An 18,023-nucleotide genomic window follows, 5' to 3' on the forward strand; every position below is an offset into this window, starting at 1 on the left:
CATCGCCCGGACGAGGTCGCTGGGCGACCTCGTCGGGCCGGGTGAGCGTGGGTGCTTGAGCCATCGGCACCGCCCCAGGGCCCCACCCCATCTCCCTCGCTTCGCGGCCTCGCCGGGTGGGGTTCGTCATTTCCTCCGGGGGCCGAGCCCCCGGGCCCCCACGGTGCGAGCTCCTCACCCTGGCGAGCGCTGGGCACGTCACGTGGCGACCAGCATCGCCCGGACGAGGTCGCTGGGCGACCTTGTCGGGCGTGGCGGGGCCCCTACTCGGTCGCTGGGCGACCTCGTGGGGCGGTGGGTGGGCGCCGGCGGGGCCGCTTAGCTGGTTGTGGGGGTTGTCCAGGTTTGCCAGGGGAGTTGCCAGACTGACCAGCCGTCGGTGGCTTCCAAGGGCTGGCCGCCGCTGTTCGTGACTGTGAACAGGTCGCCCTTCTTCGAGAGGTCCATCAGCCACTTCGCGTTCGCGTCCGACAGGTTGATGCAGCCGTGCGACACGTTCCGCCGCCCCTGCGAACCCACCGACCACGGCGCCGAGTGGTAGAAGATCCCGCTGTTCGACAACCGCACCGCGTACCTCACGAACGTCCGGTAACCACCCGGAGTGTCCGCCGGGACACCGTACGTGCCGGAATCCATCGTGTAGCCGTTGTGCTCACTCATCACCGTGTACGTCCCCACCGGCGTGGTGTGCCCGGACTTGCCCATCGAGATCGGCAACGTCCGCACCTCGGCGTCGTTCACCATCACCTTCGCCTGGTGCGACGCACCGTCGGCGACCACGACCACCTTGTCACCCACTGTGATCTTCGCCGCACGATCCTCCAGCCCGTACGCACCACCGCCCAACGGCTTGCCGTAGATCGCGGCCTCCACGGAGATCTTCGTGCCCGGCTGCCAGTAGTCCTTCGGCCGCCAGATCACCATGCTGTCGCTCATCCAGCGGAACGCGCCCTCGGTGACCGGCTCCGTCACCACCTTCAGCGCCCGCTCAGCCGCCGCCCGGTCGGCGACCTTCGAACCGAACGTGAAGATCAACGGCATCCCGACGCCGACCGTCTCCCCGTCCTGCATGTTCAACGACACCGAGATCGTCTTCCGCGGCTTCGCCACCGTGGTGAACGTCGAGGTCGAGGTGACCTGCCTGCCGTCCCCGCCCACCGCGACCGCCGTCAGCGTGTACTGCTTGCCGTAGCCGAGACCGTCCGCGAACTCCCACGACGTGCCGTCGGCCGACAAGACGCCCGCGACGGCCTCACCCTCGGGATTGCGCAGCGTGACCTCGGTCAACCTGCCGTCCGTGGCCCTCACCGAAACGGGTTCACCCGGCGCGACGTCCGCGGCACCCGACGGCGGCACCACGGCGAGCGACGCCGGCCGCGCGGCTTCCGCCGACGCCGAGCCCGGTGACCCTTCCCCGCTGGTACCGCCGTTGCCCGACTCCGCCGTGCAGCCGGCCAGCAACCCGGCCGCCAGCACCAGGCAAGCCCATCTGCCCGCAACCACCGAACGCCGCATCATGCCCCCAATCCGGTGAAGATCGCCCGCTTCGTTCTCCTCCGCCCAGTCTGCCCGATCTCGCCGCGGCGAGGGGCGAGACCTGCCGAAACGCGAGAGGGGACCCCCGTGAAGGGCCTCCCGCGGGCGTGCTAATCTTTTCCACGTCGCCAGGGAGACCAGGCGGCCAAGGCCAGCGCCATTAGCTCAACTGGCAGAGCAGCTGACTCTTAATCAGCGGGTTCGGGGTTCGAGTCCCTGATGGCGCACAGTCACCCCAGGTCCACGGGCCTGGGGTTTTTGCTTTTCGATCTTGCCGCCGACTTTTGGACGCCGAGCGGGCGACGCAGGTCCTGAGGTTGCCGCGCTCGCGGCGCCCGCTGCAGGGGGTGCGGAGGCCCAGCTGCGCATGAACCGCACCGGCGCTACACAGGCCACGTGACGGGAAGCGCTTTCACGCCGCGGATCACGCCGTACGTGCGTTCCGGCACGAAGCCCTCCGGCAGCGTGAACTCCGGGATCGCCGAGAGGAACTCCTCGCAGATGACCCGTAGTTCGACGCGCGCGACGTGCAGGCCGAGGCAGCGGTGCGCGCCCGCGCCCCAGCCGAGGTGCGGCCGGCGCGGGCGGCCCAGCCGGAACTCGTCGCCGTCCGGGAAGTGGTCCTCGTCGCGATTGCCCGAGCCCCAGGTCAGCAGCATCCGGTCGCCGGGGCGGAGCGGGACGCCGGCCAGCTCCGTCTCCCGCACCACCGTGCGGCCGGTCGCCGCGACCGCGGACTCGTGCCGCACGCTTTCCTCGACCAGCTGCGGGATCAGCCCGGGATCGGCGACCACGCGCCGCCGCAGGTCCGGGCGCTGGGCGAGCTCCAGCAGGATGCTGGCGAGCTGGTCGGTGGTGGTCAGGTTGCCCGCCGCGATGAGCAGGAACGCGAACTTGAGCAACTCGTGGTCGCTGGCCAGCCTGCCGTTGATCTCGCTGTTGACCACCGAGGTGAGCACGTCGGAACCGGTCTTCCCGCGGCGGGACCGGATGTGGGCCAGCAGGAACTCGGTGTACTCGCGGCCGATCGCCTCCGCCGTCCGCGCGTTGCCGGCCGCGGCCAGGCCGTGCACGAGCGCGGCCAGCGTCGGGCGCTGCTCCTCCGGCAGGCCCAGCAGGGACGCGATCACCAGGGGCGGGATCTTCGCGCACAGCTCCGGCACCAGGTCCGCCTGCCCGCGCGGAGCCAGCACGGCCACGACTTGCCGTGCCACGCGGCGGATGTAGTCCTCGTGGGCGGCCGCGGCGGGCGGGGTGAAGAACGGCTGCAGGTGGCGCCGCCAGCCGGCGTGCTCGTCCAGGTCCTGCTCGAACAGCGGGGCGATCACCTCGCCAGTCTCCGGCGCCACGACGACCGCACCGACCTCCGCCGCGGAGGAGAACGTCTCCCCGTGCTTGGCCACGTGCCGGAGGTCGTCGAACCGGGTGACCACGAACATGCCGCCGTGCGCCTCGCTGTGCGCCACCGGACAGGACTTCCGGAACCGCGCCAGGGTTTCGTGGATGGTCGCGGCCTGGGCCGGGTCGAGGTGGTCGAAGGTCCGGGCCCGCTCCCGCACCGGATCGGCGACGGCCGGATCACTGGTCTGGCTCACGTCGGTCAACACTCCACACTCGCCCAGCTCGGGGCAAGGAAAAGCCTCCATCCGGCCTAGTGTGATCCACCACTGCGCACGGAGCGTCACACCCGAAGTGGTATTACTATACCGGGCCATGCTACGGTGGCGGTATAATAATACCAAACCCTGTGACGTGAGGTTTTTCGTGATCGAGCTGAAGACGCCTGCGGAGATCGACCGCATGCACGTGGCCGGGCGGTTCGTCGCCGAGGTGCTGACCGAGGTCGGCCGGCTCGCCGACGTGGGCGTCAACCTGATGGACCTCGAGCACCACGTGCGCGGCATGATCAAGCGGCGCGGGGCGGAGTCGTGCTACTGGGACTACGCGCCGTCCTTCGGCAAGGGCCCGTTCCGCAACGTCATCTGCCTGTCGGTCAACGACGCCGTCCTGCACGGCCTGCCCCACGACTACACGCTGCGCGACGGGGACGTGCTCACCGCGGACATCGCGGTCGGCATCGACGGCTGGGTCGCCGACTCGGCGCGCACCATCGTCGTCGGGACCGCCGCCGAGGAGGACCTGCGGCTGATCCGCGCCACCGAGGAAGCACTGGAGGCGGCGATCGAGGCGGCCCGTCCGGGCAACCGCCTCGGCGACATCTCGGCGGCCATCTACGCGGTGGCGTCCGGCTACGGTTATCCGGTCAACACCGAGTTCGGCGGGCACGGCATCGGGCGCACCATGCACGAGGACCTGCACGTGCCCAACAAGGGCCGGGCCGGCCGCGGACTGAAGCTGCAGCCGGGCCTCACGCTGGCGCTCGAACCCTGGTTCGCCCGCACCACCGACCGGATCGTCTACGACCCCGACGGCTGGACGATCCGCTCGGCCGACGGCTCCCGCACGGCCCACTCCGAGCACACGGTCGCCATCACCGAGGACGGCCCGCTGGTGCTCACCAGGCGGGAATCGAAAGGCGCCTGACCGCAGCGGGAAAACCGGTTCGGGATCCGGGGGTTCCGGTCGTATCCTGATCTCCGCACGCCGGCCACTTCGGACAGGCCCGGTGCGCAGGCGAGGGTTACTTCCGGCACCTCAGGTTCGACTCCTGCCCTTCCTTCGGGAGGTGGAAACCTTCACCGACTCCTTCTCGGGCCTGTCCGAGGTCGCCGGCTTCCCCGTTTCCCCTTGCGAGGCCGGCATGTCCAAGTTCAACCTGCTCCGCCGAAGACCGGCGAACCGATCCCCGATCGTCACGGCCGCGGTGCCCGATGCCGTCAACCACCAGGGCGGCACCGGGTACGCCCGCGACGCCAAGTCCGAGCTGTTCCTGCTCGCGGTGGCGAACATGGTCGGCGAGGACACCTTCTACGAGTCGGCGCACGACCGGGACAACCGCTACGCCGAGCTGGTCCGGCGGGCCGCGCTCAGCGATCCACAGTGGACGGCGCGGTTCCTGAGCTGGCTGCGCACCGAGGCGCACATGCGGTCCGCGTCGCTCGTCGGCGCGGCCGAGTTCGTCAAGGCGCGGCTCGAGGGCGGCGCCGACGACGGGCCGTCCAACCGCGCCGTCGTGGCGAGTGTGCTGCGGCGGGCGGACGAGCCAGGCGAGTTGATCGCGTACTGGGTCGGCCGCTACGGCCGCCGCCTGCCCAAGCCGGTCAAGCGCGGTGTCGCCGACGCGGTCGCCGCGCTGTACGACGAGCGGTCGTTCCTGAAGTGGGACAGCGGCAGCCGCGGGGTGCGGTTCGCCGACGTGCTGCGCCTGGTGCACCCGTCGCCGCGGGACGCCGTGCAGGACGCGCTCTTCGCACACATCCTGCGGGGCGGCACGGCGCCGGAGCTGACCGTGCTGTCCCGGCGACGGGCGCTCATGACGCTCCCGGACGACCAGCGGCGCGCCGCCCTGGACCCCGCCGAGCTGCGGGCCGCCGGCATGACGTGGGAGGCGCTGGCCGGATGGCTGCAGGGCCCGCTGGACGCGGCGGCGTGGCAGGCCGTGATCCCGGGCATGGGTTACATGGCTCTGCTGCGCAACCTGCGCAACTTCGACGAGGCCGGGGTGCCGGACGAGGTGGCCGACCGCGTCGCGGCTCGGCTCGGCGATCCGGCCGAGGTGGCGCGCTCGCGGCAGTTTCCGTTCCGGTTCCTGTCCGCCTACCGCGCGGCGCCGTCGCTGCGGTGGGGTCCGGCGCTGGAGCGTGCCCTGCACGCGTCGCTGGCCCACGTGCCCGCTCTGCCGGGGCGGACGCTGATCCTGATCGACCGGTCCGCCTCGATGTGGACGCGGGACCGGCGGTCGGCCGCCACGTTCGCCGATCAGGCGGCGGTCTTCGGGTGCGCGCTGGCGGTGCGGGCGCAGAAGCCGACGGTCGTGGTGTACGGCTGGGACAGCCGGGAGGTCGAGGTTCCGCGCGGCGGCTCGCTGCTGCCGTTCGTGGAGAGCCTGGACAAGTTCTCGGCCACCAACACCGCGGCGGCGGTGCGCAGGCACTACCGCCGCCACGACCGGGTCGTCATCGTGACCGACGAGCAGTCGGCCACGACGGACGCGTCGGCCGGCGTGCCGGACCAGGTTCCGCTGTACGTGTGGAACGTCGCCGGGTACGCCGCCGGCAACACGCCGTCCGGGCTGGGCACGCGGCACACGTTCGGCGGGCTGACCGACGCGGCCTTCCGGATGATCCCGCTGCTGGAGGCCGGCCGCGACGCGCACTGGCCGTTCTGACCCCGGGGCCGCCGTTCACTCGGCGGCCTCGGGCGCCCAGCGCTGCTCCGCCCGGCCGGCGCGCCACACCACGAGCGCGACCAGCCAGGTCACCGCGAACAGCCCGACCAGCAGGTAGCCGACGTCGGCCAGGTCCAGGCTGGCCGCCCAGGCCAGCGGGCCCGCGGTCACGTTCAGCCGCTCCCCGAGCAGGCCGAGCAGTTCGATACCGCCGATGACCAGGGCGACCGCGACCGACAGCGCGGTCACCGTCAGGTTGTAGAACACCTTCCGCACCGGCGTGACCAGCGCCCAGCCGTAGGCGAAGTTCATGAACACCCCGTCCGCGGTGTCCAGGAGGCTCATCCCGGCCGCGAACAGCACCGGCAGCGTGAGCAGCGCGTACCAGGGCAGGTCGAACGCCGCCGCGCCACCGGCCAGGACCAGCAACGACACCTCGGTCGCGGTGTCGAACCCCAGCCCGAACAGCAGGCCCAGCGGGTACATGTGCCACGGCTTGCGCACCGAGCGCGCCACCCGGCCCAGGATCCGGTTCAGGAACCCGCGCTCGTCCAGCCGCCGCTCCAGTTCGGCCTCGTCGTAGTCGCCGGTGCGCATCCGCCGGAACACCGCCGCGATGTGCCGCAGCGCCACCAGGTTCAGCACCCCGATCAGCAGCAGGAACCCGCCGGACACGAGCGTGCCGATCAAACCCGTCACGGCGTGCAGCGTCGAGGAGTCCGAGGTGACCTGCCCGGCCAGCGCCCGCACCCCGAGCCCGAGCAGCAGGCACAGTCCGAACACGACGCTGGAGTGGCCGAGGGAGAACCAGAACCCGACCGACAGCGGCCGCCTGCCGTCCATCATCAGCTTGCGCGTGGTGTTGTCGATCGCGGCGATGTGGTCGGCGTCGAACGCGTGCCGCATGCCCAGCGTGTACGCCGTGACGCCGAGCCCCACGCCGAAGACCCCGGCCTGCCCGATCGCGTAGTGGCCGGGCACCACCAGCAGCACCAGCGTGCCCCAGCCGATCACGTGCAACAGGCCCACCGTCACGGCCATCCCGGTGATGCTCCGCCTGCCCTGCCGGTCGAGGACCGCCATGTTCTGCTCCCTCCGCCGCTCCGGCCTCGTCGCCGGTACCAGCACTGTCGCATCCGCGCGCGGCGCACGGCACTGCCCGGACGGAGGGGCGGGCGCCGGTCAACGGGTGGGAACCTATCCGATCGGGTAGGTACCGGCAGCCGACCGGAGGGTGTGTCCGCCGTCACCTCAGGGGGTAGCGTCGAGGCGGTCGAAGGACGAGGAGCACCCCATGCCACGACTGTCCGACCTGCCGAAACTGCCCGGCGCCGTCGTCGGTGGTGTTCTCGCGGACGGCCACCGTGACGTACCGTGGAGCCGGTCGCCGCACCGTCGCGGGGATCCTCGACCGCGGGAGGTAGCCGTGCCGGGCGGAGTCCTCGACCAGGCCGAACCGCTGACCGGGCCGTGCGTGGCGCAGACCCGCACCGAGCCCGCCGAACTCGCCAAGTTCCACGTGCCGGAGGTCGTGTTCGGCCCCGGCTCGCTCGCCGAACTCGGGCACGCCGCGCTGCGGGTGGGCGCCCGCCGTCCGTTCGTGGTGACCGACCCGGGCCTGATCGAGGCCGGCTGGGTGGACGAGGCGGAGAGCCACCTGCGGCTGGCCGGGCTGCGGCCGGTCGTGTTCTCCGGCGTCACCCCGAACCCGAAGGACCACGAGATCGAAGCCGCCTACCAGCAGTACGCCTCGGTCGGCGCGGACGTGATCATCGCGGTCGGCGGTGGCTCGTGCATCGACGCGGCGAAGGGCGTGGCGATCCTGTCCGGCAACGGCGGCACGATCCTCGGCTACGCGGGCGTCGACAAGGTGGTGCAGCCCATCCCGCCGCTGGTGATGGCGCCGTCCACGTCCGGCACCGGCGCGGACGTGTCGCAGTTCGCGGTCATCACCGACACCACGCAGCACACCAAGATCACGATCATCAGCCGCACGCTGGTGCCGGACATCTCGATCGTCGACCCGCGCCTGCTCATCACCATGCCCGACGAGCTGAACGCGGCGACCGGGCTGGACGCGCTCACCCACGCGGTCGAGTCGTTCGTCTCCCGCGCGCACAACCCGCTGACCGACCAGCACGCGCTCCACGCGGCCACGCTCATCACCCGCAACCTGCTGCACACGATGGTCCACCCGCGCGCCGCGGACCCGCGCATCGCGATGGCGCAGGGCGCGCTGGAGGCCGGGATGGCCTTCACCAACGCCATCCTGGGCATCACGCACGCGATGAGCCACCAGGTCGGCGGCCTGCTGGACGCGCCGCACGGGGTGCTCAACGGGGTGCTGCTGCCGCACGCGATCCGGTTCAACGCGGCCACCGCGCCGGAGCGGTTCGTCCCGCTGGCGGCGGCCACCGGGATCGACGTGACCGGCAAGCCCGCGGCCGAGGTGGCCGAGCTGTTCGCCTGCCGGGTGCGCGAGCTGGCCGACGCCGTGGGCGTGCCACGGGGGCTGGCCGCGCTCGGCGTCACCGAGGCCGACATCGACACGCTGACCCGCACCACGCTGCAGGACGCCTGCCTGGCGACCAACCCACGCGAGGCGAGCGCCGCGGACGTGGCGGGCCTGTTCCGGCAGGCGCTGTAGGCCATGACGACGGAGAACTACCTCGGCGCGCTGACCGGTGTGCGGTCGGGCAAGCGGTCCTTCTACCCCGAGTACGTGCGCACGGCGGAGCGGCTGGAACGCGCGGTCGGCGCCCTCGACCGCATCTCCCGGGCGCTCGTGCGCACCGGTGAGGGCCCGCGCGCGCTGGTCGAGGCGGTGGTGCGGGCCGCGGCGGAACACGTGCAGGCGGACTGGCTGCTGTTCGCGGTCGCCGACGGCGCGCTGCGGGCGGCGCGGCCCCGGTTCCTGCTGCTGACCGGTGGCACGCTGGTCGAGGACGAGCGGCTGTTCCCAGCGGACGCGCTCGCGCACCTGCGGGTCCTGCGCACCAGGCCGTGGGAGGCCGGCGAGCCCGCCGACACCGGTGTGCGGGTGCCGATGACGCTGGACTGCGAGCCCGTCGGCGGTATCGCCGCGCGGCCGGCGCCGGGCATGGACATCGCGGCGACCGACCTCGCGGTGCTGCGGGTGCTGGCGAACCAGGCCGCGGTCGCGCTGCACAACTCCTACCTGGTGCACGCCACGATGCAGTTGCGCGGGCGGACCGAGGCGCTGTCCGAGGCGGCCGAGCAGCAGGCGCGGGACCTGGCCGCGCGCAACGCCGAACTGCAGGAGACGCAGCGCCGGCTGATCGAGGTGATGCAGCGGCAGGCGCTCGACGACGAGCGGCACCGGATCGCGCGCGAGCTGCACGACAGCGTCACGCAGGACGTCCTGTCGGCCGGGATGATGATCGAGATCTGCCGCGCCGAGCTGACCGAACCGGGCGCGGACCTCGGGGCGCTGCGGGAGAAGCTCACCGGCGCCAAGGACCTGACCCGGCACGCGGTGGAACGGCTGCGCGCGGCGATCTACGCGCTGCACCACTCCGAGTCCGAGCCGTCGGGGTCGCTGCCGGTGCTGCTCGAACGACTGTCCACAGTGCACCTGCCGACCGACCTCACGGTGAGCGTGTCGGTGCACGGTGAGCCGGTTCCGCTGCCCGGCGAGGCCGAGCACTCGCTGCTGCGAATCACCGGCGAGGCGCTGTTCAACACCGTGATGCACACGAACGCGGCCCGGGCGCGGATCCGGCTGGACTACCGCGCCGACCGCATCCGGCTGTCCATCGCCGACGACGGCGACGGTGATCCGGCTCAGCTGCGGCGGATGCTGCGGCTGTCGTCGGCGACGGACCTGGCCGGTGCGCACCGGGGTCTGGCGAACATGCGGGCCCGGACCGAGGAACTGGGTGGGACGCTGTCGATCCGGCGCTCCCGGATCGGGGGGATCCTGTTGCTGCTGGAGATACCGCTGCCGCGGGAGGCGGCGTGATGATCACGGGTGAGCGGACGTTGAAGATCGTGCTGGTGGACGACCACGCCATCGTCCGGCAGGGGCTGCGGTCCATCCTGGAGCGCGAGGACGACATCACGGTCATCGGCGAGGCGGCCACCGCGGCCGAGGCGCGAGCGGTGGTGGAGCGGACGCGGCCGGACATCGTGCTGCTCGACCTCAAGCTGTCGACCGGGTCCAACACCGAGGGCCTGGACATCTGCTCGGAGCTGACCTCGCGGTACCCGGAGCTGGGGGTGCTGGTGCTGACCACGTTCCTCGACGACGCCCTGGTGGTGGAGGCGATCCACCGCGGCGCGCGCGGGTACGTGATCAAGGACGTGGACACGACCGGGCTGGTGTCCTCGATCCGGGCGGTGGCGCGCAACGAGAGCGCGTTCGACTCGCGGTCGGCCTCGGCGATGGTGCGCTCGATCCGCACCGCGCCGGAGGAGCCGGTGCTGACCAGCCGCGAGCAGGGCGTGCTGGAGCTGCTGGCGCGCGGGCTGAGCAACCGGGAGATCGGATCGCGGCTGTTCATCTCGGAGACGACGGTGAAGTTCCACGTCCGCAACATCATGCGCAAGATCGACGCCTCGAGCCGTGCGGAAGTGGTGTACGAGGCGAGCAAGCGCGGCCTGATCTGAGCCGCCGGGCGAGCGGACCCGCCCGGCGGCCAGGACTCAGCGCAGGACCGGACTCAGCGCAGGACCGGACGGCCCAGCGGCAGGCCACGGCCACCGGTCGCGGCCGACAGCGCACCGGCGAACAGGTAGACGCCGACCGCGGTGAACGCGAAGACGACGTACCCGCCGGCGGTGGTCGCGGCCGTGGAGCCGCTCACCGTGCCGTAGAGCACCAGGGCGAGCGCGACGTCGATCAGCGCGAACAGCAACGTGAACGCGGCGGGCAGGCGCAGGGTGCCCAGCGTCAGCAGCACCACCGTGACGAGCCAGGCGATCAGGAACAGGCCCTGCGTGGCGACGGCGGCGTCGGCGGCGATGCCGAACCAGCCGTGGATCAGGCCCAGCACCAGCGCGGCGTAGCTGAGCCAGAAGCCGGTGAACACTCCGAACACGGCGGCGACCGCGTTCTGGCCCAGGGACGCCGCCCAGAGCGCGGCGACGAGCTGGCCCAGGCCGGTGGCGGGCAGGATGATCGCGATCGACGCGCCGACCGCGCCGGCCGGGACGTACCCGGTCAGCACCAGGCCGAGCGCGATCGCGCCGACGATGAAGGTGGGCACCCCGATCAGGGCTGGATCGCCGGTGATCTCGGTGCGGACGGGGGCTTCGGGGGCAACGGCAGTGGTCATGGTGTGCTCCTCGTTGAGCGGGACGAGCGGTCAGGCGGGGCGGCGGTCCAGGATCAGCCAGCCGCCGTGGAAACCGGACACGCGGTGGCGCCATCCGCTTCCCACACCGAGCTCGGTCAGCGTCGCCAGGTCGAAGCTGCGTACGTGGCCGTAGTCGGCGTTGGGGACGTCCTCGAAGGGGACCGCGACGATCACCCGCGAGCGGGCCAGGCGCTGGGCCTCGGCCAGAACCGCGGCACCGGTGCCCGGGTCGAGGTGCTCCAGCAGGTGCACCACGGTCACCGTGTCCACGCACGCGTCCGGCAGCGGCACCCGCGCCGCGTCGCACACCATCGTGCGCAGCGGTGTGTCCCAGGCGGCGGCGACCGTCGCCAGCACGCGCATCGAACCGGCGACGATGTCGGAGGCGATCACCGTGGTGCGCGGGCGCTGCGCCAGCATCAGCGGGAGGAACCCGAAGCACGAACCCAGGTCCAGCACGCTGCCGGGCGGCACGAGCCGCAGCACCCGCGCGTACACCGGCGCGATCCCCGCGATCAGTCCGGGCGCGGTGCGCGGATCGCGCAGGTGCTCCAGGGTGTTGGCGTAGAAGGTTTCCCAGGCCCGGGCCGGTTCGGGCACCGTGCTGCGGACGACCCCGCAGAACACGCGCTCGAAGACGTCCTGCCCGCACAGCCAGCCGGGCGTGAACAGCTCGTCGATCAGCAGCCCGGTGAGGCCGTTGTGCAGCTGGTCCGGCCGCAGGCAGTGGCTCACCTCGATGCGCCGCCCGGCGCGGTGCAGGCGGAAGTGCTCGGTGCGGACGACCGCCGGCCGCCCGTCGTCCTCGGCCCGCACCACGCGCACCAGGTCGTCGAGGTACTCCGCGACCGGGAACGGCGCGAGCGGGTCCAGCGCGGCGGTCATCGGGCCACCAGGTCCAGCGCCACGCGGTCCAAACCGGACAGATCGCGGACCACGCGGACCTTGCCGCAGTGTTCCGCGTAGGCCGGCAGATCGCAGCCGCCGAGGCCCCACGAGTAGCGCGGCTCGGGGGTGAGCCAGATCGTTTCGCGGGAGCGACGGGCGATCTCGGCGAACGCCGTCAGATTGGGGTCGTTGCCGTTGCCCCGCCCGTCGCCCAGCACCAGCACGGTGGTCCGGCGGGTGACGGCCGACGAGTGTTCGGCCAGGAACTCGCCGAACGCGGCGCCGTAGTTCGAGTTCGCGTCCACGTCGAGCACGTCACCACCGAAGATCAGGCCGAGCGCGCGCTCGACCGGGTGCTCGGCGAACAGTTCGGTGGTCTCGGCGATGCCGTCGACGAACGCGAAGGACCGGACCTGCGCGAACAGGTTCTGCAGGCCGTGCACCAGGTGCAGGGTGAACCGCGCGGTCGCGCGCACCGACAGGCTGACGTCGGCGAGCACCACCAGCCGCGGCCGGTCCTCCGCGCGCCGGACGGTGACCGGGCTGAACGGGATGCCGTCGAAGCGCATGTTGCGCCGCATGGTCCGGCCCGGATCGACGCGGCCCGCACTGGCGATGCGCCTGCGGTGCGTCAGCGCGCCACGCAGCGACGACGCCAGCCGCCGCAGCGACTCCTCCAGCTCGGCCCGCTCGCTCTCCCCGGCCTGCTCCACCTGGGCCGCGTGCTTCTCCCGGGTCTCGACGACGGCGTTCTCCAGCTCCAGCAACGCCTCCAGGTGCCGTTTCAAGGCTTCTGGGAGGTTCTCCAGCACCCCGGCGAGACGGCGGCGCAACTGCGCGGCGTCGTCCTCGTCGCCGTCCGCGGCCTGCTCGAGCCAGCCCAGCAACGCGTCCTGCTCGGCGATGCTCAGCTCGGCGTCGACCTTGGTACCGGTCTCCTGGGACAGCCGGCCGGGTACACCCGCGCCGTGCAGGCGGTCGGTGTCCAGCTGCACCCGGTACCCGGCGTCGCCGGTGACCGTGTTGTCCTTCGAGAACACGATCTCGTCGGTCATCGAGGCGAGGTCGATCTTGTTGGCCTCCTGGTGCAGGTTGTACTGCTGGGCCAGGTCCTCGGAATCGAAGTAATCCCGGATGTCGCTGGGTTTGCCGTGCTCGTGCCCCTGCTGCGGCGTCTCGCTCGGCTCCTCGGACAGGGTGAAGCTCTCCAGCTCGCCGGTGTCGGACAGGTCGTCGTGGCTGTGCCCGTGACCGTGGCCGTGCTCGGCCGGCCCGACCCGGACCAGGGCGAAGAAGGCGTCGAAGATCTCGTCGAACGCCGGGTCGTCGCGGTGGTCCTTGACCAGCGCGAGCCGCAGGGCCTCCTTGAGCACGGCCCGGTCGGCGAGGATGCCGGGCTCGGCCGCGCAGCGCAGGGCGTCGATCGTCTCGGGCACCGAGATCCGGACGTCGCGCAGCCGCAGCAGCCGCACGAACCGGTGCAGACTGGCCTCCATCGCGTGTCCCTAGGACCGGCGGCCGAACGACCGGCTGCCGCGGTCGGCGCTGACCTTCGGCGCCTCGTGGGTGTGGGTGTGCGCGTGCCCATGACCGTGTCCGTGCAGGGTTTCCGGGACCTCGGCGTTCGGGTCGACCAGCCGGGGCAGCGCCGCCAGTGCCTTGCGCACGTCCTTGTCGTACTTGACGACCACCGACACGGTGTCCGACAGCACCGGCGCGGTCAGTTCGTCGACCCCCAGCACGGCGAGTGTGCGCGCCCAGTCGATGGTCTCCGAGATGCTGGGCGACTTGCGCAGCTCCAGCTCGCGCAGGCCGCGCACGATCTCCACGAGCTGGCGGGCCAGCGCCTCCGGCAGGCCGGTGTCCTTGCTGCGCACGATGTCCAGTTCGCGCTCAGCCGATGGGTAGTCGAGGAAGAGGTGCAGGCACCGGCGTTTCAGCGCGGCCGCGAGGTCGCGGGTGTTGTTCGAGGTGAGGATGACGTACGGCCGGTTGCGGGCGGTGAACGTGCCGATCTCCGGCACCGAGATCTGGTACTCCCCCAGCATCTCCAGCAGCACCGCCTCCAGTGCTTCGTCGGCGCGGTCGATCTCGTCGATCAGCAGCACCACCGGTTCCTCGGAGCGGACCGCTTCCAGCAGCGGGCGTGCGGCGAGGAAGCGCTCGGAGAAGAACACGCTCTCCTGCGCGCCGATGCGGTCGACCGCGTCGTGCAGGTCCGGCGCGTCGGCCACGAGCTGGCCGATCTTCTCGCGGAGGATCTGGGTGTAGAGCAGCTGCTTGCCGTAGTCCCACTCGTACAGCGCGCTGGCCTCGTCCTGCCCTTCGTAGCACTGCAGGCGAAGCAGCCGGCGCCCGGTGGCCGCGGCGAGCGACTTCGCCAGTTCCGTCTTGCCGACCCCGGCCGGGCCCTCCAGCAGCACCGGCTTCTCCAGCCGGGTCATCAGGAACACCATCGTCGCGAGCCGGTCGTCGGTGAGGTAGCCCTGTGCGGCCAGTGCCTTGCCGGCTTCCTCGACGGAGTCGAATGCGGTCACGCCAAACCCTCCTCGGTAGGGGTGCCGGGGGCGGCCCCGTCCGAACCGCCCCCGGCCGTTGATTCAGCTGAGCAGGTCGTCCAGGTCGCCGTTCATGCAGTGATCGACGACGGGGCGCACCGTTTCGAAGGTGCATTCCTTGGCGTTGCCGGGCGTGCAGGCGTCGCCGAGGACGTGGTTGGTGATGCGGTCCACGTCCTCGTCGTCGCCCTTGATGACGCTCGCCTGCTCGTAGAACTTCGTCGGGCCCTGGCCGAGCCGGTTCTTCGAGTAGCTGTCCTGCGTGACGTCGGTGAACTTCTCCGGGATGCCCACGTCGCGCAGCAGCCGGATCGCGGCCGCCAGCGCCGCGTCCGCGGCCTGCACGTCGGTCATGCCGTGGGTGTCCACACCCATCACCTCGGCGATGTCGGCGAACCGCTTGTACGCCACCGGCATGTTGAACGCCCACACGCGCGGCAGGGCGATCGCGTTGTTGAGGCCGTGGTGGGTGTCGTAGAACGCGCTGACGGCGTGCGAGATCGAGTGGATGATCCCGAGGCCGCCGGAGTTGAACGCCTGCGCGGCGATGTACTGCGCGTACATCATGCCCTCGCGGCCGGACAGCTCGCTCGGGTTCCAGGTGGCCTGGCGCAGGTTCTCCGCGGTGAGCTTGATGGCCCGCAACGCGTTGCCCAGCGACGGCTCGAAGTTCAGCCGCGACACGTACGGCTCGGAAGCGTGGGCCAGCACGTCGAAACCGCACTGAGCGGTGTAGTCGATCGGGCAGCTGTAGTACAGCACCGGGTCGTCGATCGCGAGCGTCGCGACCGAGGCGTCGTCGAACGCCACGTACTTGTGCGGGTTGTCCGGGTCGGTGGTGGTGTCGGTGATGACGTAGGCCCAGGACGTCTCCGAGCCGGTGCCGGCCGTGGTGGACACCGCGATGTGCGGCGGGTTACGGGGGTTCTCGGACTTGTTGAAGCCCTCGAAGTCGTTGACGTTGCGGCCGTCGTGGGCGACCGAGATGCGCGCGCCCTTGCAGGCGTCGTGCGAGGACCCGCCGCCGATGGAGACGAAGCTGTCACACTTGTTCTCCTGGTACAGCTTGACCGCGTCCATGACGTTGTAGTCCTTGGGGTTGGACTCGACCTTGTCGTAGAGCACGACCTCGAGCCCGTGGTACTTCATCGACTCGGTGATCTTGTGGACGATGTCGGACCCGCGCAGCCCGCTCGTCATCACCAGGGTCTTCTTGAAGCCCAGCTTCAGCGCCTCCGGGCCGATCATCTCGTGGGCCCCGGGGCCGAGCAACGCCCGCGGGAACGGGTGGAACTCCTTGATGGGGAACGGCTTCAGCAATTCGTCGACCTGCATGACGCACTTTTCCTTCCTGCGCGACGAGCGACTGTGGTGACGCGCACACCGAAGCTAGCCCGCCCGGAGCAGCGCGGAAACGCTTGTGGCGCAATACTCCTCGCCCGGGAGCGCGACTCCGCACGACCGGCGGGGGCCGTACCTGCCCGATCGGTCAGGTGCCCCTGGACGCGAAAAAGGCCCGGACGCGGGGTCCGGGCCTTTTTCGCGGTTCTTCAGTTGTCCAGCAGGGCCAGTTCTTCGTCGGTGAGCAGGCGGGACCGGATCAGGAAGCGCACGCCTTCGGGCGCCTCCAGCGAGAACCCGCTGCCCCGGCCGGCCACGACGTCCACCGTCAGGTGCGTGTGCCGCCAGTAGGCGTACTGGTCGGCGCTCATCCAGAACGGCGTGCCGTCGCCGACGTGGCCGAGCAGCACGTCCGACTCGCCCACCCGGAACTCGCCGTCCGGGTAGCACATCGGGGCGCTGCCATCACAGCATCCGCCGGACTGGTGGAACATCACCGGTCCGTGCTGCTCGATCAGCCGGCGCAGCAGGGCCAGCGCGGCCCCGGTCATCGCGACCCGTTGCGCCATCAGAAGAAGCCGAGCTTCTTGGCCGAGTAGCTGACGAGCAGGTTCTTGGTCTGCTGGTAGTGGTCCAGCATCATCTTGTGGTTCTCGCGGCCGATGCCGGACTTCTTGTAGCCGCCGAACGCCGCGTGCGCCGGGTAGGCGTGGTAGCAGTTCGTCCACACGCGACCGGCCTTGATGCCGCGGCCCAGGCGGTAGGCGGTGTTGCCGTCCCGCGTCCACACGCCGGCGCCCAGGCCGTACAGGGTGTCGTTGGCGATCTTCAGCGCCTCGTCGACCGAGTCGAACGTCGTCACCGACACCACCGGGCCGAAGATCTCCTCCTGGAAGATCCGCATGTCGTTGGTGCCGCGGAAGATCGTCGGCTCGATGTAGTAGCCGCCCGGGTGCTCGGCCACCTCACGGGCGCCGCCGCCGGTGAGGACCTCGGCGCCCTCCTTCTTGCCGATGTCGATGTAGGACAGGATCTTCTCGTACTGGTCGTTGCTCGCCTGCGCGCCGATCATCGTCGACGGGTCGAGCGGGCTGCCACCGGTGATCGCCTTGGTGCGCTCGACGCACCGGCTGATGAACTCGTCGTAGATCGCGGAGTGCACCAGCGCCCGCGACGGGCAGGTGCACACCTCGCCCTGGTTGAGCGCGAACATCACGAAGCCCTCGACGGCCTTGTCCAGGTAGTCGTCGTCGGCGTCGGCCACGTCCGGCAGGAAGATGTTCGGGCTCTTGCCGCCCAGCTCCAGGGTGACCGGGATGATGTTCTCGCTGGCGTACTGCATGATCAGCCGGCCGGTGGTGGTCTCACCGGTGAACGCGATCTTGGCGATCCGGGAGCTGGACGCAAGCGGCTTGCCTGCCTCGACGCCGAAGCCGTTGACGACGTTGAGCACGCCCGGCGGGAGCAGGTCGGCGATCAGCTCGATCACCTTGAGGATCGACGCCGGGGTCTGCTCGGCCGGCTTGAGCACCACGCAGTTGCCGGCGGCCAGGGCGGGCGCGAGCTTCCACGCGGCCATCAGGATCGGGAAGTTCCACGGGATGATCTGGCCGACCACGCCCAGCGGCTCGTGGAAGTGGTAGGCGACCGTGTCGGCGTCGATCTCGGCGATGCTGCCTTCCTGGCCGCGGATCGCGCCGGCGAAGTAGCGGAAGTGGTCGACGGCCAGCGGCAGGTCGGCGGCCAGGCTCTCGCGGACCGGCTTGCCGTTCTCCCAGGTCTCGGCCACCGCGAGCTCCTCGAGGTGGTCCTCGATGCGGTCGGCGATCTTGTTCAGGATGTTGGCGCGCTCGGTGGTGGAGGTGGCGCCCCACTTCTCGGCGGCGACGTGGGCGGCGTCGAGGGCGAGGTCGATGTCGGCCGCGGACGAGCGCGCCACCTCGCAGAACACCTTGCCGTCGACCGGCGACGGGTTCTCGAAGTAGCGTCCCTCGGCCGGTGCGACCCAGTCACCGCCGATGAAGTTGTCGTACCGCGCGGCGAAGCTGACGACACTGCCGTCGGCACCGGGCTTGGCGTAGGCCATGGATGCAC

General features: G+C 71.0%; 15 protein-coding genes and 1 tRNA gene. 6 read left to right on the forward strand and 10 right to left on the reverse strand.

What is annotated here, in order from left to right; all coding sequences use genetic code 11:
* Window positions 1–318: 318 nt before the first annotated feature.
* Window positions 319–1,518 (reverse strand): L,D-transpeptidase, encoded by a 1,200-nt coding sequence (locus IE290_RS31940; protein WP_191248442.1) that lies wholly within the window; start codon window positions 1,516–1,518, stop codon window positions 319–321.
* A 172-nt stretch (window positions 1,519–1,690) separates the two neighbouring features.
* On the opposite strand from IE290_RS31940, the gene IE290_RS31945 reads away from it, so the two are divergent.
* Window positions 1,691–1,763: transfer RNA gene (locus tag IE290_RS31945), tRNA-Lys, on the forward strand.
* A gap of 156 nt (window positions 1,764–1,919) precedes the next feature.
* Here the strand turns inward: IE290_RS31945 and IE290_RS31950 are convergent.
* Window positions 1,920–3,131, reverse strand: coding sequence for a cytochrome P450 (locus IE290_RS31950; RefSeq protein ID WP_191248443.1), 1,212 nt, complete (start codon window positions 3,129–3,131; stop codon window positions 1,920–1,922).
* Between the two features lie 169 nt (window positions 3,132–3,300).
* On the opposite strand from IE290_RS31950, the gene map reads away from it, so the two are divergent.
* Together map and IE290_RS31960 are read left to right on the forward strand one after the other, a co-directional pair.
* The gene (gene map / locus IE290_RS31955) at window positions 3,301–4,080 is read left to right on the forward strand and encodes a type I methionyl aminopeptidase (protein ID WP_191248539.1); all 780 of its coding nucleotides are present in this window, start codon (window positions 3,301–3,303) and stop codon (window positions 4,078–4,080) included.
* Window positions 4,081–4,297: 217 nt separating this feature from the next.
* Complete coding sequence (locus IE290_RS31960) at window positions 4,298–5,824, forward strand: TROVE domain-containing protein (RefSeq protein ID WP_191248540.1); 1,527 nt, start codon at window positions 4,298–4,300, stop codon at window positions 5,822–5,824.
* Between the two features lie 15 nt (window positions 5,825–5,839).
* On the opposite strand, the gene nicT is transcribed toward IE290_RS31960, so the two are convergent.
* A complete protein-coding gene (nicT, locus tag IE290_RS31965) occupies window positions 5,840–6,907 on the reverse strand; it encodes a Nickel transporter NicT (RefSeq protein ID WP_191248444.1) in 1,068 nt (355 codons plus the stop codon).
* A gap of 211 nt (window positions 6,908–7,118) precedes the next feature.
* Between nicT and IE290_RS31970 the strand changes: the two genes are divergently transcribed.
* From IE290_RS31970 to IE290_RS31980, 3 genes are read left to right on the forward strand one after another with little or no spacing between them, the layout of a single operon-like run.
* Window positions 7,119–8,471, forward strand: a complete 1,353-nt coding sequence (locus IE290_RS31970) for an iron-containing alcohol dehydrogenase (RefSeq protein WP_191248445.1) — start codon at window positions 7,119–7,121, stop codon at window positions 8,469–8,471.
* A 3-nt stretch (window positions 8,472–8,474) separates the two neighbouring features.
* Window positions 8,475–9,806, forward strand: a complete 1,332-nt coding sequence (locus IE290_RS31975) for a MadS family sensor histidine kinase (protein WP_308431397.1) — start codon at window positions 8,475–8,477, stop codon at window positions 9,804–9,806.
* A complete protein-coding gene (locus IE290_RS31980; RefSeq protein WP_191248542.1) occupies window positions 9,806–10,453 on the forward strand; it encodes a MadR family response regulator transcription factor in 648 nt (215 codons plus the stop codon). The genes IE290_RS31975 and IE290_RS31980 overlap by 1 nt, the downstream gene beginning before the upstream one ends.
* A gap of 53 nt (window positions 10,454–10,506) precedes the next feature.
* Here IE290_RS31980 and IE290_RS31985 read toward each other — a convergent pair whose 3' ends face one another.
* From IE290_RS31985 to adh, 7 genes are all read right to left on the reverse strand, one after another.
* Window positions 10,507–11,121 (reverse strand): acetate uptake transporter family protein, encoded by a 615-nt coding sequence (locus IE290_RS31985; RefSeq protein ID WP_191248446.1) that lies wholly within the window; start codon window positions 11,119–11,121, stop codon window positions 10,507–10,509.
* A gap of 30 nt (window positions 11,122–11,151) precedes the next feature.
* The gene (gene mftM, locus IE290_RS31990; RefSeq protein ID WP_191248447.1) at window positions 11,152–12,027 is read right to left on the reverse strand and encodes a mycofactocin oligosaccharide methyltransferase MftM; all 876 of its coding nucleotides are present in this window, start codon (window positions 12,025–12,027) and stop codon (window positions 11,152–11,154) included.
* Window positions 12,024–13,526 (reverse strand): VWA domain-containing protein, encoded by a 1,503-nt coding sequence (locus tag IE290_RS31995; protein WP_191248448.1) that lies wholly within the window; start codon window positions 13,524–13,526, stop codon window positions 12,024–12,026. Before IE290_RS31995 ends, mftM begins: the two co-directional genes overlap by 4 nt.
* Window positions 13,527–13,535: 9 nt before the next feature.
* Window positions 13,536–14,567 carry an AAA family ATPase gene (locus IE290_RS32000; protein WP_191248449.1) on the reverse strand — a complete coding sequence of 344 codons (1,032 nt, stop codon included), beginning with the start codon at window positions 14,565–14,567 and terminating at the stop codon, window positions 13,536–13,538.
* Between the two features lie 63 nt (window positions 14,568–14,630).
* Window positions 14,631–15,923 (reverse strand): NDMA-dependent methanol dehydrogenase, encoded by a 1,293-nt coding sequence (gene mdo, locus IE290_RS32005; RefSeq protein WP_191248450.1) that lies wholly within the window; start codon window positions 15,921–15,923, stop codon window positions 14,631–14,633.
* 215 nt (window positions 15,924–16,138) lie between these two features.
* The gene (locus IE290_RS32010) at window positions 16,139–16,498 is read right to left on the reverse strand and encodes a DUF779 domain-containing protein (protein WP_191248451.1); all 360 of its coding nucleotides are present in this window, start codon (window positions 16,496–16,498) and stop codon (window positions 16,139–16,141) included.
* Window positions 16,498–18,015 carry an aldehyde dehydrogenase gene (gene adh / locus IE290_RS32015; RefSeq protein ID WP_191248452.1) on the reverse strand — a complete coding sequence of 506 codons (1,518 nt, stop codon included), beginning with the start codon at window positions 18,013–18,015 and terminating at the stop codon, window positions 16,498–16,500. The genes IE290_RS32010 and adh overlap by 1 nt, the downstream gene beginning before the upstream one ends.
* Window positions 18,016–18,023 lie beyond the last annotated feature (8 nt).

It is taken from the genome of Amycolatopsis deserti (assembly GCF_014653945.1).
Taxonomy (GTDB): Bacteria; Actinomycetota; Actinomycetes; order Mycobacteriales; family Pseudonocardiaceae; genus Amycolatopsis_E; species Amycolatopsis_E deserti.

Excerpts from the sequence above, each read along its gene's own strand:
- mdo (WP_191248450.1), bottom strand. The coding sequence starts at position 15,923 with ATGCAGGTCGACGAATTGCTGAAGCCGTTCCCCATCAAGGAGTTCCAC.
- IE290_RS31980 (WP_191248542.1), top strand. The coding sequence starts at position 9,806 with ATGATCACGGGTGAGCGGACGTTGAAGATCGTGCTGGTGGACGACCAC.
- IE290_RS31940 (WP_191248442.1), bottom strand. The coding sequence starts at position 1,518 with ATGATGCGGCGTTCGGTGGTTGCGGGCAGATGGGCTTGCCTGGTGCTG.
- IE290_RS31970 (WP_191248445.1), top strand. The coding sequence starts at position 7,119 with ATGCCACGACTGTCCGACCTGCCGAAACTGCCCGGCGCCGTCGTCGGT.
- IE290_RS32010 (WP_191248451.1), bottom strand. The coding sequence starts at position 16,498 with ATGGCGCAACGGGTCGCGATGACCGGGGCCGCGCTGGCCCTGCTGCGC.
- mftM (WP_191248447.1), bottom strand. The coding sequence starts at position 12,027 with ATGACCGCCGCGCTGGACCCGCTCGCGCCGTTCCCGGTCGCGGAGTAC.
- nicT (WP_191248444.1), bottom strand. The coding sequence starts at position 6,907 with ATGGCGGTCCTCGACCGGCAGGGCAGGCGGAGCATCACCGGGATGGCC.
- IE290_RS31975 (WP_308431397.1), top strand. The coding sequence starts at position 8,475 with ATGACGACGGAGAACTACCTCGGCGCGCTGACCGGTGTGCGGTCGGGC.
- IE290_RS31960 (WP_191248540.1), top strand. The coding sequence starts at position 4,298 with ATGTCCAAGTTCAACCTGCTCCGCCGAAGACCGGCGAACCGATCCCCG.
- IE290_RS31985 (WP_191248446.1), bottom strand. The coding sequence starts at position 11,121 with ATGACCACTGCCGTTGCCCCCGAAGCCCCCGTCCGCACCGAGATCACC.
- IE290_RS31995 (WP_191248448.1), bottom strand. The coding sequence starts at position 13,526 with ATGGAGGCCAGTCTGCACCGGTTCGTGCGGCTGCTGCGGCTGCGCGAC.
- adh (WP_191248452.1), bottom strand. The coding sequence starts at position 18,015 with ATGGCCTACGCCAAGCCCGGTGCCGACGGCAGTGTCGTCAGCTTCGCC.